The sequence below is a fragment of the Roseateles sp. GW821-FHT09G09 genome, from assembly GCF_059415965.1.
The window spans coordinates 415,469-439,143 of the sequence record NZ_JBWKOG010000005.1 but is presented as its reverse complement, the minus strand read 5'-3'; the positions used below and the strand labels follow the sequence as shown (position 1 = coordinate 439,143).

The 23,675-nt window shown below is 69.9% G+C and carries 21 protein-coding genes; 10 read left to right on the top strand and 11 right to left on the bottom strand.

Features of this window, described 5'->3' with window-relative positions:
• Positions 1-19: 19 nt before the first annotated feature.
• Together AC07O8_RS16045 and AC07O8_RS16040 are read right to left on the bottom strand one after the other, a co-directional pair.
• Positions 20-319, bottom strand: a complete 300-nt coding sequence (locus AC07O8_RS16045; RefSeq protein WP_495048978.1) for a CrpP-related protein — start codon at positions 317-319, stop codon at positions 20-22.
• Between the two features lie 74 nt (positions 320-393).
• Positions 394-1,899 (bottom strand): helix-turn-helix domain-containing protein, encoded by a 1,506-nt coding sequence (locus AC07O8_RS16040; RefSeq protein WP_495048977.1) that lies wholly within the window; start codon positions 1,897-1,899, stop codon positions 394-396.
• Between the two features lie 207 nt (positions 1,900-2,106).
• Between AC07O8_RS16040 and AC07O8_RS16035 the strand changes: the two genes are divergently transcribed.
• The 5 genes from AC07O8_RS16035 (at position 2,107) to mmsB (ending at position 8,126) form a co-directional block, all read left to right on the top strand.
• Complete coding sequence (locus AC07O8_RS16035) at positions 2,107-3,615, top strand: CoA-acylating methylmalonate-semialdehyde dehydrogenase (RefSeq protein ID WP_495048976.1); 1,509 nt, start codon at positions 2,107-2,109, stop codon at positions 3,613-3,615.
• Between the two features lie 39 nt (positions 3,616-3,654).
• Entirely contained in the window at positions 3,655-4,815 is a 1,161-nt protein-coding gene (locus AC07O8_RS16030; protein ID WP_495048975.1) for an acyl-CoA dehydrogenase family protein, read from the top strand.
• 236 nt (positions 4,816-5,051) lie between these two features.
• Positions 5,052-5,855, top strand: coding sequence for an enoyl-CoA hydratase (locus AC07O8_RS16025; RefSeq protein ID WP_495048974.1), 804 nt, complete (start codon positions 5,052-5,054; stop codon positions 5,853-5,855).
• 87 nt (positions 5,856-5,942) lie between these two features.
• Complete coding sequence (locus AC07O8_RS16020) at positions 5,943-7,049, top strand: enoyl-CoA hydratase/isomerase family protein (protein WP_495048973.1); 1,107 nt, start codon at positions 5,943-5,945, stop codon at positions 7,047-7,049.
• A gap of 135 nt (positions 7,050-7,184) precedes the next feature.
• Entirely contained in the window at positions 7,185-8,126 is a 942-nt protein-coding gene (gene mmsB, locus AC07O8_RS16015; RefSeq protein ID WP_495048972.1) for a 3-hydroxyisobutyrate dehydrogenase, read from the top strand.
• On the opposite strand, the gene AC07O8_RS16010 is transcribed toward mmsB, so the two are convergent.
• Entirely contained in the window at positions 8,059-8,949 is an 891-nt protein-coding gene (locus AC07O8_RS16010; protein WP_495048971.1) for a hypothetical protein, read from the bottom strand. The genes mmsB and AC07O8_RS16010 overlap by 68 nt on opposite strands.
• 117 nt (positions 8,950-9,066) lie before the next feature.
• Here AC07O8_RS16010 and AC07O8_RS16005 point away from each other — a divergent pair, with 117 nt between their 5' ends.
• Complete coding sequence (locus tag AC07O8_RS16005) at positions 9,067-9,990, top strand: LysR family transcriptional regulator (RefSeq protein ID WP_495048970.1); 924 nt, start codon at positions 9,067-9,069, stop codon at positions 9,988-9,990.
• Here AC07O8_RS16005 and AC07O8_RS16000 read toward each other — a convergent pair.
• From AC07O8_RS16000 to AC07O8_RS15985, 4 genes are all read right to left on the bottom strand, one after another.
• On the bottom strand, positions 9,977-12,274 hold the full coding sequence (locus AC07O8_RS16000) for a hybrid sensor histidine kinase/response regulator (RefSeq protein WP_495048969.1): 2,298 nt from the start codon (positions 12,272-12,274) through the stop codon (positions 9,977-9,979). The genes AC07O8_RS16005 and AC07O8_RS16000 overlap by 14 nt on opposite strands.
• Positions 12,275-12,372: 98 nt before the next feature.
• Positions 12,373-13,329, bottom strand: a complete 957-nt coding sequence (locus AC07O8_RS15995; RefSeq protein ID WP_495048968.1) for a LysR family transcriptional regulator — start codon at positions 13,327-13,329, stop codon at positions 12,373-12,375.
• Between the two features lie 413 nt (positions 13,330-13,742).
• Positions 13,743-14,174, bottom strand: coding sequence for a BLUF domain-containing protein (locus AC07O8_RS15990; RefSeq protein WP_495048967.1), 432 nt, complete (start codon positions 14,172-14,174; stop codon positions 13,743-13,745).
• A gap of 358 nt (positions 14,175-14,532) precedes the next feature.
• Positions 14,533-15,420 (bottom strand): FxDxF family PEP-CTERM protein, encoded by an 888-nt coding sequence (locus tag AC07O8_RS15985; protein WP_495048966.1) that lies wholly within the window; start codon positions 15,418-15,420, stop codon positions 14,533-14,535.
• A 181-nt stretch (positions 15,421-15,601) separates the two neighbouring features.
• Between AC07O8_RS15985 and truD the strand changes: the two genes are divergently transcribed.
• Positions 15,602-16,615 (top strand): tRNA pseudouridine(13) synthase TruD, encoded by a 1,014-nt coding sequence (gene truD / locus AC07O8_RS15980; RefSeq protein WP_495048965.1) that lies wholly within the window; start codon positions 15,602-15,604, stop codon positions 16,613-16,615.
• Positions 16,616-16,617: 2 nt separating this feature from the next.
• Positions 16,618-17,226: a flavin reductase family protein gene (locus tag AC07O8_RS15975; RefSeq protein ID WP_495048964.1), complete on the top strand. Its 609-nt coding sequence runs from the start codon at positions 16,618-16,620 to the stop codon at positions 17,224-17,226.
• 84 nt (positions 17,227-17,310) lie between these two features.
• Here AC07O8_RS15975 and AC07O8_RS15970 read toward each other — a convergent pair whose 3' ends face one another.
• Positions 17,311-18,894, bottom strand: coding sequence for a chitinase (locus tag AC07O8_RS15970; protein WP_495048963.1), 1,584 nt, complete (start codon positions 18,892-18,894; stop codon positions 17,311-17,313).
• Between the two features lie 374 nt (positions 18,895-19,268).
• Between AC07O8_RS15970 and AC07O8_RS15965 the strand changes: the two genes are divergently transcribed.
• Both AC07O8_RS15965 and AC07O8_RS15960 read left to right on the top strand, forming a co-directional pair.
• Positions 19,269-19,622: a DUF1428 domain-containing protein gene (locus AC07O8_RS15965; RefSeq protein ID WP_495048962.1), complete on the top strand. Its 354-nt coding sequence runs from the start codon at positions 19,269-19,271 to the stop codon at positions 19,620-19,622.
• A gap of 98 nt (positions 19,623-19,720) precedes the next feature.
• The gene (locus AC07O8_RS15960) at positions 19,721-19,933 is read left to right on the top strand and encodes a putative motility protein (protein WP_495048961.1); all 213 of its coding nucleotides are present in this window, start codon (positions 19,721-19,723) and stop codon (positions 19,931-19,933) included.
• A gap of 56 nt (positions 19,934-19,989) precedes the next feature.
• Here AC07O8_RS15960 and AC07O8_RS15955 read toward each other — a convergent pair whose 3' ends face one another.
• From AC07O8_RS15955 to AC07O8_RS15945, 3 genes are read right to left on the bottom strand one after another with little or no spacing between them, the layout of a single operon-like run.
• Positions 19,990-21,225 carry a DEAD/DEAH box helicase gene (locus AC07O8_RS15955; protein ID WP_495048960.1) on the bottom strand — a complete coding sequence of 412 codons (1,236 nt, stop codon included), beginning with the start codon at positions 21,223-21,225 and terminating at the stop codon, positions 19,990-19,992.
• 5 nt (positions 21,226-21,230) lie between these two features.
• Entirely contained in the window at positions 21,231-22,679 is a 1,449-nt protein-coding gene (dbpA, locus tag AC07O8_RS15950; RefSeq protein ID WP_495048959.1) for an ATP-dependent RNA helicase DbpA, read from the bottom strand.
• Positions 22,676-23,614: an extracellular catalytic domain type 1 short-chain-length polyhydroxyalkanoate depolymerase gene (locus tag AC07O8_RS15945; RefSeq protein WP_495048958.1), complete on the bottom strand. Its 939-nt coding sequence runs from the start codon at positions 23,612-23,614 to the stop codon at positions 22,676-22,678. Before AC07O8_RS15945 ends, dbpA begins: the two co-directional genes overlap by 4 nt.
• Positions 23,615-23,675: the final 61 nt, after the last annotated feature.

Below are 23,675 nucleotides of genomic sequence, written 5' to 3'. Positions count from 1 at the left end.
ATGCATGACGCCGGACGGCTCAGTGCTCGTCCTTCGTGCGGTCGCTGTCGCTGCGGGTCGTGGCGGCGTCGTCGGTCCTCGACTGGGCTTCATGGCCGCTCTGCCACGCATCCTTGCGCTCCTGCCACAGGTCGGCGCATTCCCCGGTGCTGGTGGGCAGGTTGGAGGTCTGGTCCATCGGATTGCCGGACGTCCCGTCGCCGCGGGCCGCGGCCTTGGCACCCTGCCGCTGCAGCTCCGCGCGCTCCGCGGTGGGCAACGCGCGTTCATCGCCGGGGCGCTGTCGCTTGTCGGGGTGGGGTGGGGTACTGCGCTTCATCATCCGCTCCAGCGTTGATCCTGAACATCATTAGGCGCCCTCGGCGAGGCGTCGGAGGCCGATGATGGCATTCCTCAGCCGGTGAAGCGGTAAGACACCAGCGACTCGCTGTCGCTGTCCGCCACCAGCGCCTTGCCGGCCGGCGGGAACGCGCGCTGCACGCAGTGCTCGCGCGGGCAGACGCGGCAGCCGGGGCCGATGGGGATCGCCTGCTTGGACACCGTGCGCTCGTCGAAGCTCAAGCCCTCCGCGTACACCAGCTCCCGCGCATGCGAGATGTCGCAGCCCAGGCCGATCGCGAACAGCTTGCGCCGCGCCAGGTAGCCGCCGCCGCCGTGCCGCTCGATGGTCCGTGCGATGCCGAAGAAGCGGCTGCCGTCGGGCATCTCCGCGATCTGCGTGAGGAAACGCCCCGGCTGCGCGAAGGCCTCGTGCACGTGCCACAGCGGGCAGGCGCCGCCGTGCCGCGCGAAGTGGAAGCTCGTCGCGCTCTGCCGCTTCGAGATGTTGCCCGCCTGGTCCACGCGGACGAAGTAGAAGGGCACGCCGCGATGGCCGTTGCGCTGCAGCGTCGACAGCCGATGGCAGACCGTCTCCACGCTGACCTGGAAGCGCTGCTGCAGCAGCTCGACGTCGTAGCGCGCGTGGCGCGCCGCGGTCAGGAACTCGCCGTACGGCAGCAGCGTCGCGCCGGCGAAGTAGTGGGCGAAGCCTTGTCGCGCCAGCGCGCGCGTCGCGTCGTCGACGAAGGCGCCGGCCCCGAGTTCCGCCTCGATGGCCTCGGCCTCGGCGATCAGCGCGTACTGCGTCGCAAGCTGGAACGCCTGCTGCGCATCGCTCAGGAAACGCGGCATCCGCAGCAGCTTGCGCCGTGCGTCGTAGTGACGCAGGAAAGCGTCGGACGACGCCTCCCGCGTCTCGCCGTCGTCGCCCACCTCGGTGCGGATGCCGAAGCGCCGCAGCAGCAGCTCCCGCAGCGGCTGCGCGCGATGGCCGGGCACCAGACCGAGCGACTCGGCCAACTGCTCGCCGCGCAGGTCCAGATCGTCGAGATGGTTGTTGCGGCGGTTCAGGTGATCGCGGACGGCCTCGTGCGGCAGCGGCTCGCCGCGGAACGAGGGCGGCGCCCCCGCCGCCTCGCGGCCCTGCTCGCCGTAGAAGCGGTCGATCATCTGCGAGTGCTCGTCCTGCAGCCGAAGGTAGCGTTGATGCAGCGCGACGTAGGACTCGGCCAGTTCCGGCGCCTGCTCCACCAGCCGCGCAACCTGCGCCGGCGCCATCACCGTCGTCGTCAGCGAGCGGTCGCGCAGCGCCGCGTCCAGGTCCGCCAGCAACTGCTGGTCGTGCTCCTCCGAGAACTGTCCGATGCCGCCGCCGAACACCTCCGCCAGCTTGATCAGCACGCTCGCCGTGACCGGCCGCTGGTTGGTCTCGATCTGCGACACGTAGCTGAGCGACAGCGCCAGACGGCTCGCGAGCTCGGCCTGGTTCCACTGCAGCTGCTCGCGCAGCCGGCGGATCCGCGGGCCGATGAACAGCTTGCGGGACGAACTCGGCGGGGGGCTGTGGGGAAGGGCCATGCGATTCACAGGATTCGCTGATTTCACAGAATTCTTGTGGAGTGTTTTGCCGCCGCACCGCTTCACAAGAGGAAGAACTGGTGTCTTGCGAAGTGTGTGGATAGATTCTCTGTGAAATTCAACCCACCGTCGAGTGCGCCGCGAAATCGTCCGTGAATGGTTCGCGAACGGGTCGCGACGATGGCATCGACCTGCTGGAGACCGTGCATGAGCCGCGAAGAGTTGCCCCGTATCCCGTTGCTGATCAACGGCGAATTCGTCCAGTCGCGCAGCACCGACTGGCGCGACGTGATCAACCCGGCGACGCAGCAACGCCTGGCCCGCGTGCCGATGGCCACGCCCGAGGAAGTCGAGGCCGCGATCGCCGCCGCGCAGCAGGCGTTCAAGACCTGGCGCAAGGTGCCCATCGGGCAGCGCGCGCGCATCTTCCTGAAGTACCAGCAACTGATCCGCGACAACATCAAGTCGCTGGCCGCGACGCTGACCGCGGAGCAGGGCAAGACCCTCGCCGATGCCGAAGGCGACGTGTTCCGCGGGCTGGAGGTCGTCGAGCATGCGGCCAACATCGGCTCGCTGCAGATGGGCGAGCGTGCGCACAACGTCGCCGGCGGCGTCGACACCTACACCCTGCTGCAGCCGCTGGGCGTGTGCGCCGGCATCACGCCGTTCAACTTCCCCGCGATGATCCCGCTGTGGATGTTCCCGATGGCCATCGCCTGCGGCAACACCTTCGTGCTGAAGCCGTCCGAGCAGGACCCGATGGTGACGATGCGGCTCGTGGAACTGGCGCTCGAGGCCGGTATCCCCCAGGGCGTGCTGAACGTCGTGCACGGCGGCGAGGACGTCGTCAACGCGCTGTGCGACCACGCCGGTATCCGCGCGATCTCCTTTGTCGGCTCGACGCGCGTCGGCACGCTGGTCCACGACCGCGCGACGAAGGCCGGCAAGCGCGTGCAATGCATGATGGGCGCGAAGAACCACGCCGTCGTGCTGCCCGACGCGCACAAGGAACAGACGCTCAACGCGCTGACCGGCGCGGCGTTCGGCGCGGCGGGGCAGCGCTGCATGGCCGTGTCGGTCGCGGTGCTGGTCGGCGCCGCGCGCGAGTGGCTGCCGGACCTGATCACCAAGGCCAAGGGCCTGAGCGTCGGCGCCGGCGATTCGGCGACGACCGACGTCGGGCCGCTGATTTCCTGCGCGGCGCGCGATCGCGTCGACAGCCTGATCGCGCGCGGCATCGAGGACGGCGCGACGCTGGCGCTCGACGGCCGCCTGCCGCCGCTCAGCGGCCGACTGAAGGAAGGCAACTTCGTCGGTCCGACGATCTTCAGCGGCGTGACGCCCGGCATGACGATCTACGACCAGGAGGTCTTCGGCCCGGTGTTGTGCGTCGCCGAGGCCGCGACGCTGGACGAGGCGATCGCGATGATCAACGCGAATCCGAACGGCAACGGCACCGCCCTGTTCACGCAGTCCGGCGCGGCCGCGCGCCGCTTCGAGGACGAGATCGACATCGGCCAGGTCGGCATCAACGTGCCCATCCCCGTGCCGGTGCCGCTGTTCTCGTTCACCGGCTCGCGCGCGTCCAAGCTCGGCGACCTGGGACCGTACGGCAAGCAGGTCGTCCTCTTCTACACGCAGACCAAGACCGTCACCGCGCGCTGGTTCGACGACGCGTCCACCGGCGGCGTCAACACGACGATCAGCCTCCAGTGAGGCCAAGAGGCCATGAGGCAGTAAGGCGGTGAGGACCTGATGGACTTCGAGCTCGACGAGCAGCAACGCGCCTTCCAGCAGGCGGCGCGCGACTTCGCCCGCGACGAGATGGCACCGCATGCGGCCGGCTGGGACGCGCAGTCCTTCTTCCCGCGCGACACGCTGCGTCATGCGGGTGAGCTCGGCTTCTGCGGGCTCTATGCGCCGGCGGCGACCGGCGGACTCGGGCTGCCGCGGCTGGACGCGAGCATCGTGCTGGAGGAACTGGCCGCGGCCTGCCCGTCGACCACCGCCTTCCTCAGCATCCACAACATGGCGGCGTGGATGGTGAGCACCCATGCGTCGGAGGAGATCGCGCATCGATTCGGACCGGCGTTGTGCAGCGGCGCGAAGCTCGCGTCGTACTGCCTGACGGAGCCGGGGTCGGGGTCCGACGCCGCCTCGCTGCGCACGACGGCGCGGCGCGACGGCGACGACTACGTGATCGACGGCAACAAGGCCTTCATCTCCGGCGCCGGCGCGACCGACGTGCTGGTCGTGATGGCGCGCACCGGCGGCGCGGGCGCGGACGGCATCTCCGCCTTCCTGGTGGAAGGCGATTCGCCCGGCATCCAGTACGGCCGCAAGGAAGAGAAGATGGGCTGGAACAGCCAGCCCACCCGCGCCGTCGCCTTCGACGGCGTGCGCGTGCCGGCGGCGCACCGGCTGGGCGAAGAAGGGCAGGGCTTCCGCATCGCGATGCAGGGGCTGGACGGCGGGCGCATCAACATCGCGACGTGCTCGGTCGGCGCCGCGCAGGGCGCGCTGGCCGCGGCCCAGCGCTACATGCATGAGCGCCACCAGTTCGGCCGGGCGCTGGCGGACATGCAGGTGCTGCAGTTCAAGCTGGCCGACATGGCGACGGAGCTGGTCGCCGCGCGGCAGATGGTGCGGCTGGCGGCGTCCAAGCTGGACGCGAAGTCGCCCGACGCGCAGGTGTACTGCGCCATGGCCAAGCGCCTGGCCACCGACATCGGCTTCAGCGTCTGCAACGAGGCGCTGCAGATCCACGGCGGCTACGGCTACATCCGCGAGTACCCGCTGGAGCGCTACCTGCGCGATGCGCGCGTGCACCAGATCCTCGAAGGCACCAACGAAATCATGCGCGTCATCGTCGCGCGGCGGATGTTGCAGGACCAGGCGCCGGAGGCGATCCGGTGATCAGGACTTCGTGCGGCCGCTGGCCCTCACCCCCCCCTCTCCCGCAAGCGGGAGAGGGAGTTCCACCGCGCCCTGCCTACTTCCTTTCCCGCTTGCGGAAAAGGAAGTGCGCCCCGCTCGCTCCTTTTACTCCCTCTCCCGCTTGCGGGAGAGGGCAGGGGTGAGGGCCAGCGGCCTGTCGAAGTCAGATGACCTTCAACCCCTCGATCCCATCCCCACCTCACTTCCTTGACGCCATGACTGACAACCACGAAACGACGCCCGGCTACGCCGGCCTGCGCCTGGAGCGCCGCGGCCACACCGCGATCGTCACGCTGGCGAATCCGCCTGCCCACACGTGGACGGCGGACAGCCTCGCCGCGCTGACGCGGCTGGTCGGCGATCTCAACCGGGATCGCGAGATCTACGCTCTGGTCATCACCGGTGACGGCGAGAAGTTCTTCAGCGCCGGCGCCGACCTGAAGCTGTTCGCCGACGGCGACAAGGGCGTCGCCGCGACCATGGCCCGTCGCTTCGGCGAGGCGTTCGAGGCGCTGTCGAGCTTCCGCGGCGTCAGCATCGCGGCGATCAACGGCTACGCGATGGGCGGCGGCCTGGAGTGCGCGCTGGCCTGCGACCTGCGCATCGCCGAGTCGCAGGCGGTGATGGCGCTGCCCGAGGCGACCGTCGGCCTCCTGCCCTGCGCTGGCGGCACCCAGTGGCTGAGCTGGACCATCGGCGAGAGCTGGGCCAAGCGCATGGTGCTGCTGGGCGAGCGTGTCGACGCCGAAACGGCGCTGCGCATCGGCCTGGCCGACGACCTCGTGCCGAAGGGCGGTGCGCTGGCAAAGGCGCTCCAGTGGGCCGAGCGCGTGCAGGCGCAGAGCCCCACCAGCGTGACCGCGTGCAAGCGGCTGATCCAGGGCGCACGCGTCGCGCCGCCGCAATCGCAGCTGGCCGCCGAGCGCGAGGCGTTCATCGGGCTCTTCGAGTCCGAAGACCAGCGCGAAGGCGTGCAGGCCTTCCTGGGCAAGCGCAGCCCGCAGTGGCGCAACGCCTGAGGAGCGGCGATGACAGCCCATCAGAACGCCAGTCGGGATACGGATCCGGACGCGCGAACGAGTCAAGCTGAGCACGCGCCAGCCCCGGTGCTGTTCCGCACCGTGGTGACCGCATCGGGCCACCGCTTCGGCCACGCGACGCTGAACGCGCCGGCCAGCCTCAACGCGCTCACCTTGCCGATGGTCGACCTGCTCCAGGCGCAGTTGAGCGCGTGGGCGGACGATCCGCAGGTCGCGGGCGTGGTCCTCGACGGCAACAGCGACAAGGCCTTCTGTGCCGGCGGCGATGTGGTCGGTCTCTACCGCGCGATGCGCGTGGCCGGACCCGGCAAGGTGCCGCGCGACGCCGCCGACTTCTTCGAGCGCGAGTACCGCCTCGACCACACCGTCCATCGTTTCCCGAAGCCGCTGCTGGTCTGGGGCCACGGCATCGTCATGGGCGGCGGCATCGGCCTGATGGCCGGCGCGTCGCACCGCGTCGTGACGCCGCGCAGCAGGCTGGCGATGCCGGAGATCACGCTGGGCCTCTATCCGGATGTGGGCGGGAGCTGGTTCCTCTCGCGGCTGCCGGGACGCACCGGGCTGTTCCTCGCGCTGACCGGCGCGCCGCTCAACGCGGCGGATGCGCTGTGGGCCGGGTTGGCCGATCGCGCCGCACGCGCCGAGGATCACGGCGCCCTGCTCGAGGCCATCGCCCAGGCGCGCTGGGACGGTGAGCGCGCAGCCGACGCCGAGCGGCTCGACGACCTGCTGCGCGCGTTGCCGTCCGCGGACCTCGCGCCTGGCCAGCTCGCACCGCATCGCGCGCGCATCGACGCGCTGATCGGTCCGCACGACACGCTGGCGACGATCGCGCCGCGACTGCGCTCGCTGGCCTGCGAGGCCGATGCCTGGCTGGCCGCCGCCGGAGCGGCCTTCCAGAAGGGATCGCCGACGTCGGCAGCGCTGGCCATCGCCTTGCAGCGCCGCTTGCGGCACGCCTCGCTCGCCGAGGTGTTCCGTCTGGAGTACCAGGCCTCGGTCGGCTGCTGCGTGTTCCCCGACTTCGCCGAGGGCGTGCGCGCGCTGCTGATCGACAAGGACAAGACGCCGCGCTGGCAAGGCGCCTCGCAGGACGAAGGCGGGGCAGCGCATCTGGAGGCGCTGCTCGCGCCGCGCTTCACCGGCGAACATCCCTTGGCCGATCTGCGCTGAGTTCAAGGCAACCCAACCCAACCCAACCCAACCCAACGCAACGCAATGCAAGGCTTCGATGGCATCGCATCGCATTGCCATCGACCCCAAGGGCATCGCACACCGTGCCTGCAATCAAGACAAGGAGACGAGACCATGAACAACGCACCCGGCCAGGCACCTGGAAACGCAACCGCAAACGCAACGACTGCAGAACGCATCGCCTTCATCGGCCTCGGCCACATGGGCGGGCCGATGGCGGCGAACCTCGTGAAGAACGGCTATGCGGTGGCCGCCTTCGACCTGAGCGAAGCGGCGCTGGCCGCGGCGCGCGCGGCGGGCGTCACCGTGGCGCCCTCGGCGGCCGCGGCCGTGGAGGGCGCATCGGTGGTGATCTCGATGCTGCCGGCCAGCAGGCATGTCGAGTCGCTGTTCCTCGGCGACGACGGCCTGATCGCGCGCATCGCCGCCGGCGCGCTGGTGATCGACTGCAGCACCATCGCCCCGGCGAGCTCGCAGCGCGTCGCCCAGGCGGCGCAGGCGCGGGGTCTGGCGATGATCGATGCGCCGGTCTCCGGCGGCACGGCGGGCGCCGCGGCCGGCACGCTGACCTTCATCGTCGGCGGCGATGCGGCGGCCCTGGCGCGGGCCCGGCCCGTGCTGTCCGCGATGGGCAGGAACATCTTCCACATGGGCGCGTCCGGCGCCGGCCAGGTCGCCAAGCTGTGCAACAACATGGCGTTGGGCGTGATCATGGCGGTGACCGGCGAGGCGCTGGCGCTCGGCGTCTCCCACGGCCTGGATCCGCAGGCGCTGTCCGCGATGATGGCCGTCAGCACCGGCCGCAGCTGGGCCACCGAGGTCTGCAATCCCTGGCCCGGCGTGAAGCCCGAAGCGCCCGCGTCGCGCGGCTACAGCGGCGGCTTCGGCAGCGACCTGATGCTCAAGGACCTCGGCCTGGCAGTCGAGGCCGCCCTGCAGGTCGGCGCGGCCGTGCCGCTCGGCGAGCTCGCCCGCAACCTCTATGCGCTCAACAGCCGGGCTGGGCGGGGAGGCCTGGACTTCTCGAGCGTGCAGCAGCTGCTGACGACGCCGTGAGCGCCATCGCCGCGTCGTCGCGCCACAGCGCACGTTGCAAGGCGACCAGTTCATCGGCGCCCGGAGCGCGCTCGCGGGCGCTCCATTCCAGCTCGCCCGCCAGCCACACCCGGCCGCCGCGCAACTGACGCAAGGCGCGCAGCGATGCCAGTGCCTGCGTGCCGCCGTGGTCCTGGGCGCTGATCCGTACCGACAGCTCCCGCTCGCGTGGCAGCCGCTGCGCCGCTTCCTTCAACGCCTCGGAATCGATCGGCGCGTCGATGTGCAGGCCCGCCACCGGCAACTCGCAGGCGAGGGCCAGGTTGCCAGGCAGCAGCGCCGCGCCGGTCGTGAGCATCAGATGCTGATCGACGCCGAGCAGCCGCGCATACGCCCGCCGCAGGGCGTCCTGCCACGCCGGCTGCAAGGCTTCGCCGAGCAGCGGCTCGTCCATCTGCACCCAGGTCACGCCGCGCGCCGCGAGCTTGGTCAGCAGCGTCTCGTAAACGGGGAGCAGCCGGTCCAGCAGGCCCAGCCGGTCGAACCCCGCTTCCACGCTCTTGCCGAGGAACAGCAGGCTCACCGGCCCCAGCAGCGCCACGCAAGGGCTGGCGGGGAGGGCGATGGCTTCGTCGATCTCGGCCAGCAGTGCGCCAGCATCGAGCTGGAAGCGCGTGGCGCTGTCGAAGTCGACAGACCCGATACCGACCAGCCCCAGCATCTGCGTCACCGCGTCGATGCCGGGCCGGGCGCCCACAGTCACGAAGTCCCGGCCCTTGGCCTGCTGCGCCCGCCATACGGCGGCGCGCGACGCCAAGGTCGCCGGAGCGCTCAACCACCGCATGGGTTCATGGATCCTGATCATCTGGCGCGTCGTCTTGCTGAAAGTCGATGCGCATGATCCGGCGTGGCTCGATATGATTCAAACGAAACGTTTTTCGGTTGATCAGCAATTTCATTCATGAACCTGCCGTTGGAATTGAGACACCTCCGCACGCTGTTGGCGGTGCGCGAGGCCGGTAACGTGTCGCGTGCCGCCCAGCTGCTCAACCTCACCCAGTCCGCGCTGTCGCATCAGCTCAAGGGACTCGAGGACCATTACGAGGCCGTGCTCTTCGAGCGCAAGAGCCAGCCGGTTCAGTTCAGCGTGGCGGGCCAGCGCCTGCTGCGCCTGGCCGAGCAGGTGCTGCCGCTGGTGGAGGAGGCCGACCGCGACCTGCGCCGCCTGGCCGCCGGCGCCGCGGGGCAACTGCGGATCGCGGTGGAATGCCACACCTGCTTCGACTGGCTGATGCCGGCGATGGACGCGTTCCGCAGCCGCTGGCCGGAGGTGGAACTGGACATCGTGTCCGGCTTCCATGCGGATCCCGTGGGACTGCTGCACCAGGACCGCGCGGAAGTGGCCATCGTCTCCGAGGTCGACGTGGACGAGGCGGCGGTGGTCGTGCACCCGCTCTTCGAATTCGAGATCGTCGCGCTCCTGCCCAAGGGTCACGTCTTGCTCGCGAAGCCGTGGCTGGAGGCGGCGGACTTCGCCGATCACACGCTGATCACCTATCCGGTGCCGGACGAGATGCTGGACCTCGTGCGCCGCGTGCTGAAGCCCGCGGGCGTGACGCCGCCGCGGCGCACCAGCGAGTTGACGGTGGCGATGCTGCAGCTGGTGGCCAGCGGCCGCGGCCTGGCCGCGCTGCCGCTGTGGGCGGTGGAGAACTACCTCGCGCGGGGCTACGTCGCGCAGCAGCGCATCGGCGAGGGCGGCCTGACCGGCCGGCTGTATGCGGTGAGCACCACCGCGCTGGCCAGCAAGCCCTACCTGGGCGACTTCGTGCGCATCATGCGCGAGACCTCGCTGCTGACGCTGCCGGCGGTCAGTCTGCTCTGAGGGCCGCCTTCGAGGCGGCTGCTGCGGCTGAAGCGGCCGACGCCTTCGACGCGGTCGACGCGATCCTCGCCAGGCTCCCCAGGTCCACCGGCTTCGTGAGGTGCGCATCGAAGCCCGCGGCCGTGGCGCGGCGCTGGTCTTCCTCCTGGCCCCAGCCGGTCAAGGCCACCATGTGGACCGCGTGGCCGATCTCCTCGCGGACGTTCCGGCAGGCCTGGTAGCCGTCGATGCCCGGCAGGCCGATGTCCAGCAGCACGAGGCCCGGCTCGAAGGCGCGGACGTCGTCCACGATGCGCGTGGCGTCGTAGGCCACGCGGACCTCGCCGCCGCACATGGTCAGCAGCATGGCGACGCCGTCGGCGGCGTCCTGGTTGTCGTCGACCACCAGCACGCGGAGTCCGGCCAGATCGGCGTCGCCGTCGTCGCGGTCGGGCAGCGCGGGTGACGCCGCAGGCACGCGCACGGGCAGCCGGATGGCGAATTCGCTGCCATGACCGGCGCCGACGCTGGTCGCCTCGATCGAGCCGCCGTGCAGCGTCATCAGGCTGCGCGACAGCGCCAGGCCGATCCCCATCCCGCCGTGCCGCGAGCTGTCGGACCGCGCCTGCGTGAACAGGTCGAAGATGTTGGGCAGCACGTCCGCGGCGATGCCGACGCCGGAGTCGGTGATGCGGAGCACCTGCTCCGAGCCTTCGCCGGACAGGGCGGGCGCGACGGTCGAGCGGATCGCGATGCGGCCGCCCGCGGGGGTGAACTTCACCGCGTTGTGGAGGACGTTCGAGATGACCTGCGACAGCCGCGTCGGGTCGACCTCGAGCTGCCGCTCCGGGTCATCGAGTTCGACGACGAGGTCGATGCCGCCTGCGGTGATCTGGCCGCGGTGCGCCTCGAGCGCGCTCTCGACCAGCGATCGCAGGCTGACCCATTCGCGCTTGAGCTGCACCTTGCCGGAGCGGATCCGCGAGACATCCAGCAGGTCGTCGATCAGATGGACGACTTGGCCGATCTGCCGCTCCATCATCGGCCGCACCCGCTCGATCAGCTGGATGTCGCCGTTGGCGCGCTTGAGCACCTCGATGCCGCTGCGGATGGGGGCCAGCGGGTTGCGCAGTTCGTGGGCCAGCACGGCGATGAACTCGTCCTTGCGCCGGGCTTCCTCGCGCAATTCGCGCTCGCTCGCCAGCAGGGCTTCCTGCACCTGGTTGCGCTCGATCAGGTCGGCGGCCTGGCGGCCCAGCAGGTCGAGGAAGCGGAGCTCGCGTTCGCTGAGCTCGCGCGGCTCGCGCCAGTGCGTGGAGAACATCCCGATCGGGCGGCCCGAGCGGCTGAGCAGCGGGGTGGACTGGGCGCTGCTGACGCCGGCCGAGCGATGCAGCTCATGGGAGCCGTCCGGATCGGGCAGGGACGGATCGTCGAAGCGCACGAACGACCGTTGCCCGGTGGCGAGCGCGATGCCGCAGGGCGATCCCGACGACGCGTCGACGCTGGCGAAGTGGTCCACCATCGCGGGGAGAAAGCCGCGGGTGGCCAGGAAGGTCAAGGTCTGCGAGGTCTCGTCCAGCAGCTGGATGGTGCCGGCGTTGCCGTCCAGGATCTCGATCGCCGCCTCGAGGATCTCGCCGTACAGGGCCGAGCCGCCATCGGTGCCGATGAGGCGGGCGGCGACGTCGCGCAGCCGCCGGGTGTCGTTGAGCTCGCGGGTGATGACGCGTTCCACCTGGTCGCGCTCGCTCAGCAGCGCGGTGATGCGCTGGTTTTCCCACTCCAGCAGCTCGCGCGTGTCGGCGGCGGCGGCCAGCGCCGCCCGGCGCTGCTCGTCCAGGTCCTGCGCGTCGAGCTGGGTGCCGATGAGCTTGGCGAACAGCTCCAGCGTCTGTTGCAGCACGGGATCGTCGAGCTTGGCCGGCTGCGGGTCGATGGCGCAGAGCGTGCCGAAGAACGCGCCGTCGGCGCGGAAGATCGGGATCGAGACGTAGCTCTCGAAGCCGTATTGCCGGGGGGTCGGGTGATTCCGGAAGTACTCGTCCGTGCTGGCGCTGCCGAAGATGATGGGGCGTCCGTGCTGCCGGATCTCGTCGCAGATCGTCGTGACCAGCTCGAGTTCGTCGCCCGGCTTGAGCCCGAAGGCGATCTCGTCGCGTACGGCGCACGCCGTCCAGGAGCTGTCCGTCACACGGGCGACGGCGGTGAAACGCATCCCCGTGAGACGCGCGGTGGCGTCGAGGATGGTCGGCACGACGGCCATCCGGCCGATCGCGTCGATGTACTGCTGTTCCGTGCCCATGCGCGGATGTTAGCGCTGTCGCCTCCCCAACCGGTCTGCAGGGTCTGTGGGGGTAAGCCCGCAGGCGTCGGGTCGGACGTCGCCGGTCAGGGGCCGGGTCAGGGTCGGGGTCCGGGTCCGGCGGTGGCGCTCATGTGCTCGACGAAGGCCTTCACCTTCGGCGGCACGCGCGCCCCCGCGGCGTAGAGCAGATAGGCGGCGCGCGCATAGGTCCCGGCGGGCGTCCACGCCTCGAGCACGCGGACCAGCCGCCCGGCGTCCAGCCCCGCCTGGGCGGAGAACAAGGGCAGCAGCGCGATCCCCGCGCCATGCGCCGCCGCCGTCGCGAGCGCCAGGCTGTTGCCGATGGCGTGCCGCGGCGCGATCGCCACGACCCGCTGCTCGTCGCCGCGCTTCAGCGGCCAGTTGGCGTCGAACGCGCCGAAGCCCAGGTGGATGCAGCGATGCCGGGCCAACGTCTCGGGACGCTCCGGGGCGCCGTGCGCCGCCAGGTAGGCGGGCGAGGCCACCAGCACATATGGCGTGTCGAACAGCTTGCGCGCGACCAGGTCCTGGGGCGGCTGTGCCGTGATGCGCAGCGCGACGTCGACGCGCTCGGTGACGATGTCCACCGGGCGGTCGTTCAGCGAGAGCTGGAGGTCGACGTCCGGATACGCCTCGGCGAAGGACGCGAGCCGCGGCGCGAGCCACAGCTGCCCGAGCACCACCGGCGCCGAGACGCGCAGCATGCCCGAGGGACGCGCGCCGTAACGCGCGGCGAGCGCATGCACGTTGGTGGCGGCATCGCGGATCAGCGCGCTGTCGCGCAGCACCTGCTCGCCGAGCTCGGTGAGCGCCATCGAGCGCGGTCCGCGGACGAGCAGCTTGGCCTGCAGCGCACGCTCCAGGCGTGCCACGCTCCGGCTCATCGACGAGGGTTCCACGCCGAGCGCGCGAGCGGCCTGCGAGAAGCCGCCGTGCTCGACGACGTGCCAGAAGGCCACCATCTCGTCGAGCAGCAGTTCGTGGCGGTCGGCGTGGCTGCCGCCGTCTTTCACGGGTGGGGACGTGGTCACTCGCGTGGCGCTTCGGGAATGGGCGCCCATGATAGGTCGCACCGACCTTCGTACTCCCTCTCCCGCTTGCGTGAGCGGGAGCGGGAGCGTGCAGGGGTGAGGCCAGCGACGGTGGAAGTGCGGTGGCCGTGTTGCTCCCTCTCCCGCTTGCGGGAGAGGGCAGGGGGTGAGGGCCAGCGTCGCTGTCGCGTCCGAAGACCACCAGCAATCGACTGTTCGACTTGCAGATCTGCTCGTAGATCTCGATACGTCCTCCGCCGTTGTCACGCGCGCCGAACGGTTCGATGTGGTCCGGCATGCCGATGGCCGCATGGACGTCGTAACTCGGAATGCTGACGAGCGGACTGGCGGGGCAGGCCAGCGTGACCGCGAGTGCGTGTACGGCGCTGGATGACCACGGTACGCATGAGCCGTCAGGCGCCGAGTGACATGCCTCTCATGGCGGAGGGCCAGCAGTGCGGGTCCTCCTCATGCTGCTGGCGCAGCCGCTCGAGCAAGGCGCGGGGGCCGTCGTTGCTCGACCGGGCGTCGAGCGCGAGCGAAGCGGACAGTTCATCCACGAGCAACGCCATGCTCCATCGGTCGAAGTAGCGGACCTTCGCCGCGTCATCCAGCAGCAGGACGAGGTCGGAATGGCGCTCGTCCTGGCGAATGCGTTGCAGCGTCGCTTCAACGCTGTCGGCATCGCCTTCAAGCACCTGCGCGAAGGTCGCCGGTGCCACCGCCAGGACGCCGGTCACATCGAGGCGACGATTGTTCAGTTGGGCCCTGGCAACGATCTGTCGGAGCGCTTGGTCCGTGAGACCTTCGGCCATCGTGCTGATGTAGAGAATTCGTCGGAGCATTGCGGGTTGCGTGGCGTCGCGTGGCGTCTCCGGCAGCTTAAGGCGCCATCGCACAGGGCCGCCGCCGCGCGAGTCCGACTCGCGTCAAAACGCACGGGCGACGCGGAGTCGTCGACTATCAAAATCATCATTCATTCAGGCTTGGCCTGGGCGTGCGAACCCGGGAAACCGAAGTCCCAAAAAAAACGGCCCGGCCACTCTCGTGGTCGGGCGCAATCGACTTTCGCCGACCCCGCTCAGGGAGGAAAAGCGGGGACGAGGACACCGCTAGGAAGCGGCATCAACGTGATACGAATTATGCATTTCTATCACTTTGCGTAAAGCCGGCAAAAGCATCAAGGCGAGGTCAGCAAAACACCTACAGGCGCCGGGTGCGGCGTCGGGTCGGCAGGATCATGAGGGCTGCGCCCAGCCCCGCGATCACCAGCGCGCCGGTGCCCGGCTCCGGCACGTTGTTCCCGGGCTGACCCGGGTCGACGGCCGACAAGGCGAGGGTGCCCGCATACGTGGCGATGGACGCGCTGTTGATGCCGGAAGCGACGATGGCGTAGTTGCCCGGGCTGAGCGGCGGCGTGGCGAGCGTCCAGGTCTCGAAGGGATCGCGGGTGAACTCCGCCGCCATCAGCTCACCGGACGGCCCGCGCAGCAGGACGCTGGTGAAATCGATGTCCTGCGCCCCGCCGACCGCGGAAGCCAGCATCAGTTTCACGGCCTGCGGCGTGCCGATCGAGAACGTGAAGGTGTTCGAGAAAGCGCCGGCGTTGGGCGTGCTGACGAAGCCGGCGCTGCCCGCGCTGAGGTCCAGCGGGCCGCCGCTGCCCGATGGGAGGGCGCTGCTGCTGCCCGACAGCGCGATGGTGCCGACGAAGGTCGACAGGGCCGCGCTGCTCGTGCCGTTGGCCGTGAGCGTGTAGTTGCCGGGCGCCAGCAACGCATTGCTGATGATGTGGCCGCTGAAGGGGTCAGGCGTGAACTCGGTGGCGGCGATCGGGCCCGAGGGACCGTTCAGGACGATGCCCGAGAAGTCGAGGCGATGGTCGCCCTGGGTCACCGATGCCAGCAGGATGTTGACCGTGGTCGGCGAGGCGAGCGAGAAGGTGTAGGACTCGGCAAAGTCGCCCGCACCGGGCCTGCCGATGAATCCCCCGGTGCCGGAGGACATGTCGATCGGCGCGGCGGAGGTCGGCATGCCGATGCCTCCGAGGATGAGGGCGGCGGTGAAGGCGAGCGAGGACGGGATGCGCATGGCGGGTTCTCCTGGGTTCCTCCTCGTTGAACGAGATTCCAGGTCGGAACGGGACACGGCCGCGGGGCGGGCGCGTCAAGCGTTCGAGGGACACGGCGGGTCGGGAGACAATCACCGTTTGGACGGCCCCTGATCGGCTGGACAGCCTGTCCCCCCTGCAGCTGGTGCCGTCAGACCGCTCATGACCGACGCTCAATACACGACCTTGCCGCAGTGGCCCAACGCCTATCCGGCCAGCGGCGCCAGCGCCACCCTGAAACGCCTCAACGAGGATTTCATCGTGACCGAACTGCCGCTGCAACTGCCCTCCGGTGAGGGCGAACACATCTGGCTGGACATCGAGAAGAACGGTGCCAACACCGCCTTCATCGCCCTGCAGCTGGCCGATGCCACCGGCGTGGCGGAAAGGGATGTGGGTTATGCCGGCCTCAAGGACCGCTACGCCATCACCCGCCAGTGGTTCAGCATCTATCTGCCCAAGGGCGAGACGCCCGACCTGACCCTGCTTCAGCACCCGGAATTCAAGGTGCTGAGCCAGACCCGCCACGTGAAGAAGCTGCGCCCCGGTGACCTGCAGGGCAACCGGTTCCGCATCGTGCTGCGCGACGTGATCGGCGACCGCGACGCCATCGAGACCAATCTCCAGGCCGTCGCGTCGCAGGGCGTTCCCAACTACTTCGGCGCCCAGCGTTTCGGCCACGACGGCGGCAACGTCGAGCAGGGCCGGGCCATGCTGGCGCGCGAGATCCGCGTGCGCAACCCGAAGAAGAAGGGCATCTACCTGTCGGCGGTGCGCTCCTTCGTCTTCAATGAAGTGCTGGCGCTGCGCATTCAGCAGGGACTGTGGGGCCACACCTTGTCCGGTGACATGATGGACGAGTCGGGCCGACCCACCGGGCCGCTCTGGGGACGCGGCCGCGTGAGCACCACCGATGAAGCGCAGGCCCTGGAAAACGGCGTGGCCGGACGTCACGCCACCTTGTGCGACGGCATGGAACACGCCGGTCTGGATCAGGAGCGCCGCGCCCTGGTGGCGAGCCCGCTGGACATGTCATGGGAATGGCCGCAGGCCGATCAACTGGTGCTCACCTTCTCCTTGCCCGCCGGGAACTACGCCACGTCCGTCCTGAACGAGATCCTCCGCACCACCGAGCCGGAACGGCACACGGAGAGCGAGCCCGCGCCGGTCGAATGAGGATGGACCGCATGCACACCTACGATCCCGCCGCGCCCAACCTGCCCCACAACCCGTTCAACGCCATCGTCGGACCTCGCCCCATCGGGTGGATGTCCACGAAGAGCAAGGCCGGTGTCGTCAATCTGGCGCCGTACAGCTTCTTCACCGCGTTGAACTACACGCCGCCGATCATCGGCTTCTCCAGCATCGGGCGGAAGGACTCGCTGAGGAACGTCGAGGAGACCGGCGAGTTCGTCTGGAATCTCGCCACGCGCGAGTTGGCCGAGGCCATGAACGCGACGTGCGCGCGGGTTCCCCACGGCGTCAATGAATTCGAGCTCGGGAAACTGACCGAGGTCGCCTCGGTCAAGGTGGCGCCGCCGCGCGTCGGAGAGAGCCCCGTCGCCTTCGAGTGCCAGGTGTCCCAGATCATCCAGCTGAGTTCCAAGGACGATGAGCCCGTGGACACCTGGATGATCCTGGGTCAGGTCTTGCTCATGCACATCTCGCCGGCCCTGTTGAAGGACGGGGTGTTCGACACCGCCGCCGCGGGCTTGATCCTGCGGGGCGGCGGTCCCGGCGACTATTTCGAGCTGGGGAACAAGTTCTTCATGGCGAGACCGGACTGAGCGGCAAGACGTGGCAAGCGCGACAAGACGCGGCAAGACGCGACGTCGCCCTGACAGCGACGTCGTCGCCCCCGCCGAGCGCGCTCAGGGCAGCGCGTTGAGCGACGACCTCACGCCGCGCGAGAAGCTCTGCCCGTCGTGGCGGTCCCAGTTGATCGACCACGTCATCACGCCGCGCAGCGTTGGATAGGCCTGCGGCGGCTTGATCGCGCCGCATTGCGACAGCTTCGTCAGGCAGTTGAGCGCCGCCGTGATCGTCGCGACGCTCGCCTGGCCGCTGTTGGCCGAGGACGGCCCCGACGGCAGCCCGAACGCGACCTGGTCCGGCCGCAACCCGCGGAACACGAACGGCCCGGTGCCGTTGTTGGTCGTGAAGCCCTCGATCAGCATCCGGCTGGTGGCGACCAGCATGTCGGCGCTGCCCTCGGCCAGGCCTTGCGTCGCATACGGCGTGTAGACGGCGCCGTTGTTGTAGTACTGGACGTGGAGCACGTTCAGCTCGTCGCGCAGGCCGTCGATGATGGGCAGGTAGGCGCCCCAGATGCCGCTGTAGGCGACGAAGCCGCCCTGCACGTACGGATGCTCCGGCGCCATCGACAGGTAGAAGCCGCTGCCGATGCGCGCCTTCAGCTGCTTCACCGCGCTGACCAGGTTGGCCTGCACCGGCGCGCCGGAGGTGACGCCGGCGCCGCTCTCCAGGTCGATGTCGATGCCGTCGAAGCCGTAGCGCCGCATGATGGCCTCGACGCTGTTGACGAAGTTGGTCACATGCGACGCGTTGTTGAGCGTCACCGTGCCGTTCTGGCCGCCGAAGGACAACACGACCTTCTTGCCCTTGGAGCGCGCGGCCGCCACGTCCGCGATGAAGCGGGCCTCGCCGCCGGCGCTCGGGTCGAGGTTGAAGGCGATGCTGCCGTTGCCCGCGTCGTCCGCGAAGGCGACGACGATCACGTCGTAGTCGGCGGAGACCTCGCTGATCGGGAAGGTCGGACCGGCCGGGTTGGTGAAGTTGTGCCAGTAGCCGATCAGCTGATGCTTGCCGGGCGCGGGTGCCGGGCCGGGCGACGGGGCCGGCGTGGGCGCGGGACCGGGCGCCGGCGTCGGTGCCGGCGAGGGCGCGGGCGCGGGCGGCGTGGGCGCCGGCGACGGGGCGGGCGGCGTCGTGCCGCCGTAGACCGTCCACGGCTGGCCGGTGCCGACCGGGCCGCTGCGGGTCGCGGGGTTGTCGCCCTGCGTCCACCAGTTGGCGCGGTAGATCACGCCCTGGTAGCTGACGATGGCGCCGCCCGAGTACGCCGTGGCGGCATTCCATGCGCCCTGCGGTGCAGGGGCCGGAGCCGGCGTGGTGGGGGCAGGCGCGGGGCTCGGCGTGGGAGCGGGCGACGGGGCGGGCGAGGGCGCCGGGCCGCTCGCCGGACCGACCGGCGTCCACAGCGATGCGTTGGTCGGGTTCCAGCCGGTGCTGGCGTAATCGGTCTGGTTGACGGTGGCCCGGTAGAGCTGGCCGTTGTAGCTCACGACGGTGCCGGCGGTGTAGTACGTGTCGGGCTTCCAGGCCGCGGCGGTCTGGGCGACCGCCTGCAGGGTGAGCACGGCGGCGCCGAGGGCGACGATCAGCCGCAGCGGTGCGGAGGTGGAGGAAGAGGGGCGTCGGACGGAGACGGTCATGGCAGGGGTTCCCAGGTGAGAGGCCGAAGCGGGTCCCGAGCCCGCACCAAAGCCGCCGGCGGCCTGTTCATGGGCGTGCACGGCGAATCCAGCGGTCAGTGGATCTGAATTGGTATTTGTTCGATCCAAGTTTATTGCCACCGCTTGGATACCACTTTCCGAAAAAGCGACGCGGCGGCGGAGCGGGAAAACCCGGATCGTGGTGACAAGGCGTGTATCCCGGCGCCCGCCAGCAGGGCCCCGGACGGGCCTCGTCACAAATCGGCGGGCGTGGCCGGCCAATGGCGAGCCGACCGCAGGGTGTCGATCTCCGGGGTGCCCGTTCGTCGTTTAATGGGACGGCAGTGAGCCGCGCCAACAACCGGAGAACCGCAATGAACTACGTGGATGGATTCGTGATCGCCGTGCCGACCGCCAAGCGCGAGGCCTATCGCCAACTGGCGCAGGACGCCTCCGCGGTGTTCAAGGACCACGGCGCGCTCAGCGTCGTCGAGTGCTGGGGCGACGACGTGCCCGAGGGCAAGGTGACCTCGTTCCCGATGGCCGTGCAGCGCAAGCCCGACGAGACGGTGGTCTTCTCGTGGATCGTCTGGCCGTCGCGCCAGGTGCGCGACGAGGGGATGAAGAAGTCGATGGAGGATCCGCGGATGAACCACGATCCGAAGGACATGCCCTTCGACGGCCAACGCATGATCTTCGGCGGCTTCGACATCATCGTCGAAGCTTGAGCGCGGGCCGCGTTGCCGCACCGGGCCTTGCCGCGCGGGCCTCGTGGTTTCGCGAGATCAGCGCTCAAGCTGGCGCAGGAATCGCCGATATTCCTGGCATGAACATCACCAACACCCCCAGCGTCGCCGCAGCGGTCAGCAATGCGTCCAGCAGCACGCCGAGCACGGTCGGCAATGCCGCCAGCCTGTTGGTGCTCCGCAAGGCCATGGACGTCCAGGAATCCGGCGCGGCCGCGCTGCTCGCGGCTTTGCCTCAACCTGCCCTGGCCACCGAAGGCAATCTCGGGCGCAACCTCAACACCTACGCCTGAGCCGGCCGCCGGTCTTCACAGACCTGTGCGGTCGCCGTGGCCACCACAGGCCGCGGTCACTTGCCGGCGGCGGCCGCCGCGCGCAGCTTGTCCTTCTTGCTCGGCCGCCTGCCCTTGATGCCGCCGGCGGCGGCTTCGGGCGAAGCGATCTCGGTCGGCTCGAAGCCGGCGATGCGTTCGCGCTCGACGCGGCGTCCCTGACGCTTCTCGATCAGCCGGAAGTGCGCCTCCGTGGCGGCGCTGATGAAGCTCACCGCCAGGCCGCTCGCCCCCGCGCGCGCCGTGCGACCGATGCGGTGCGTGTAGTCGTCGGCGGCGCGCGGCAGGTCGTAGTTCACCACCACCGGCAGCCGCGCGATGTCGATGCCGCGCGCACCCAGGTCGGTCGCAACCAGCACCCGGATCCGGCCCGCCTTGAAGTCGGCCAGCGTGCGCGTGCGCGCGCCCTGGCTGGCATCGCCGTGGAAGGCTGCGGCCTCCAGGCCGTTGCGGCGCAGCTTGTCCGCCACGTGGTCGCAGGCGTAGCGCGTCGCGACGAAGACCAGCACGCGCGACCAAGCACCCTGCTCGATCATGTGGCGCAGCAGCGGCGTGCGCTTCGCGGCATCGACCTCGACCGCATGTTCTTCGATCTGCCCTTCGGTCGCCGGCTCGCCGGAGACCTCGATGCGCACCGGGTCGCTCAGCAACTGGTCCGCCAAGGCCTGCACCGCCGCGGGGAAGGTGGCGGAGAACAGCAGGTTCTGCCGGCGCTTCGGCAGCAGCGCCAGCACCCGCGCCAGCTCGTCGGCGAAGCCGGCATCGAGCAGCCGGTCGGCTTCGTCCAGCACCAGGCACTCCACCTCGGAGAGCTTCAGGGCATTCTTCTCGACGAGGTCCAGCAGCCGGCCCGGCGTCGCGACCACGATCTCCGCGCCGCCGCGCAGCGCCATCATCTGCGGATTGATCGACACGCCGCCGTACAGCACCGAGACCTTCAGCGGTTCTTCGAGGAAACGCCCGACCTGGATCACCGTCTCGCCGACCTGCGCGGCGAGTTCGCGCGTGGGCACCAGCACCAGCGCCTGCGTGCGGCGCAGCGCGGGCCGCACGCGGGCATCGAGGCGATGCAGCATCGGGAACACGAAGGCCGCTGTCTTGCCCGAGCCCGTCGCCGCGGAGCCCAGCAGGTCGCGGCCGTCGATGATCGGCGGCATCGCGGCGGCCTGGATCGGCGTCGGCACTTCAAAACCGAGCTCGTCGGCCGCGCGCACGAGGCGCGGCGACAGGCCCAGCGCGGCGAAACTGTCCATGGTGCTCACAGCAGGCGCACCTTCACCGACTTGCCCTTGACCTTGCCGGCGTTGAGCTTGCGCAGCGCCTGGTCGGCGATGCCGCGTTCGACGGCGACGTAGGTCGAGAACTCGTTGACGTTGATCTTGCCGATCTGCGCGCCGTCGAAGCCGAGGTCCTTGGTCAGCGCGCCCAGCACGTCGCCCGGACGGATCTTTTCCTTGCGGCCGCCCAGGATCTGCAGCGTCACCATCGGCGGGCGCAGCGGCTCGGCGCCCGGCTCGGGGGTGAGCTCGCTCAGCGGGTGCCAGGGCGTGACCGTGCCCTGCATCTGGTCGATGCGGCCGACGCGGCCCATCTCGTCGAGGCTGGCGAGGCTGAAGGCCCAGCCTTCCTCGTCCGCGCGGCCGGTGCGGCCGACGCGGTGCGTGTGCACCTCGGCGTCGGGCGTGATGTCCACGTTGATGACGGCTTCCAGCTGCGCGATGTCGAGCCCGCGCGCCGCGACGTCGGTCGCCACCAGCACGCTGCAGCTGCGGTTGGCGAACTGCACCAGCACCTGGTCGCGGTCGCGCTGGTCGAGGTCGCCGTGCAGTTCCAGCGCGACGATGCCCTCGGCCTGCAGCACGGCGACGAGGTCGCGGCACTGCTGCTTGGTGTTGCAGAACGCCAGCGTGCTGGCCGGGCGGAAGTGATTGAGCAGCAGGCCGACGGCATGCAGACGCTCGTTCTCCTTCACCTCGTAGAAGCGCTGGCGGATCTTGCCGGCGGCGTGCTTCTCCTTGAGCGTCACCTCCTGCGGCGCACGCATGAAGCGCGTCGCGATGGACTTCACACCGTCGGGGTAGGTGGCGGAGAACATCAGCGTCTGGCGCGTCTTCGGGCAGTTCGCGATCACCTGGGCGATGTCCTCGGCGAAGCCCATGTCCAGCATGCGATCCGCTTCGTCGAGCACCAGCGTGTTCAGCGCCTCCAGCGTGAGCGTCTCGCGCTGCAGGTGGTCCAGGATGCGGCCCGGCGTGCCGACGACGATGTGCGCGCCGTGGGACAGGCTCGCCAACTGGTTGCGGATGGGCGCGCCGCCGCACAGCGTCAGGATCTTGATGTTGTCCTCGGCGCGGGCGAGGCGGCGGATCTCCTGCGTCACCTGCTCGGCGAGCTCGCGCGTCGGGCACAGCACCAGCGCCTGCACGGCGAAGCGGCGCGGATTCAGGTTGGTCAGCAGCGGCAGCGAGAACGCGGCCGTCTTGCCGCTGCCCGTCTTCGCCTGCGCGATCAGGTCCTTGCCGGCCAGCGCGAGCGGCAGGCTGGCGGCCTGGATGGGCGTCATCGAGAGGTAGCCGAGCTGCTGCAGGTTCGCCCGCATCGCGGGCGGCAGGGGCAGGCTGTCGAAGGAGGTGGCGCTAGGCGCCGCCGGCGGCTGCGAGGCGGCGGGCGCCGAGGCAGCGCCGCCGGTGGGATCGGTGCGGGTCATGCACGATTGTCGCCCAGCGGGTGTGCCATGAAGAAACACAGCATCTGCTCGCTCGCATCGGGCCCCAGCCAGTCGGTGGACGAGCCGCTCTGGTCGCCGCCCGACCAGCCATGCCCGCCGCCCTCGATCAGCCAGAGTTCGGCGTGGACGCGACCTCGCGGCGTGACGTGCGTCCGGCGGGTGTAGGCGCGGGTGCCTTCGCGACCGTTCTCCAGGCGTTGGACGCCGGCCACGCCGGCCGTGGCGTCCGCGTAGATGTGCTCGCCGTTGAGCGGGTGCACGGTCATGTCGCGGGTGCCGTGGAAGACGATGGTCGGCGTGGGGACCGGCGCCTGCGCGGACGCGGCGTCGGCCGGCGGCCGCGTGTCCTGGCCGGCGCGCATCATCGCGATCGCGCCGGTCGCGTCGTCGACCGCGCCGTGCGGCAGGCCCGAGTGCACGCCGACCGAGGCGAACAGCTCCGGGTAGGCGCGGCCGAGGATGACCGCCATTGCGCCGCCGGCCGACAGGCCCGCGACGTGGACCCGGTTCGCATCGACGCGGTGGCTGGCCAGGATGTGTTGCGTCAGCGCCGCGAGCAGGGCGGGTTCGCCCCGGCCGCGTTCCTGGTGATTGGTCTTGAACCAGTTCCAGCAGCCCTGGGGGTTGGCCTGCGTCGACTGCGCCGGATAGAGCACCAGCCAGCCGTTGCGCCGGGCCATTTCGTTCATGCGCGTGCCCAGCGCGAAGTCGTCCGGATCCTGTCCGCAGCCGTGCAGCATCAGCAGCAGCGGGCGCGGTTCGCGGTGGTCGCCCGGCGGGACGTAGAGCTTGTAGTCGATGGCCGCGTGGCCATGGGAGAAGGTGCCGGAGAGGAATTGTTCCTCCGGCAGCGACGTCGGCGGCACGGGGGCACGCGCCGCGCGGGACGGGGGGCGCTCGAACTCAGGTTTCAATTCAGATCCTTCATGGCCAGGCGATCCAGCGGTGGGACGGCCTCTCGGCCGAGAGGAGTCA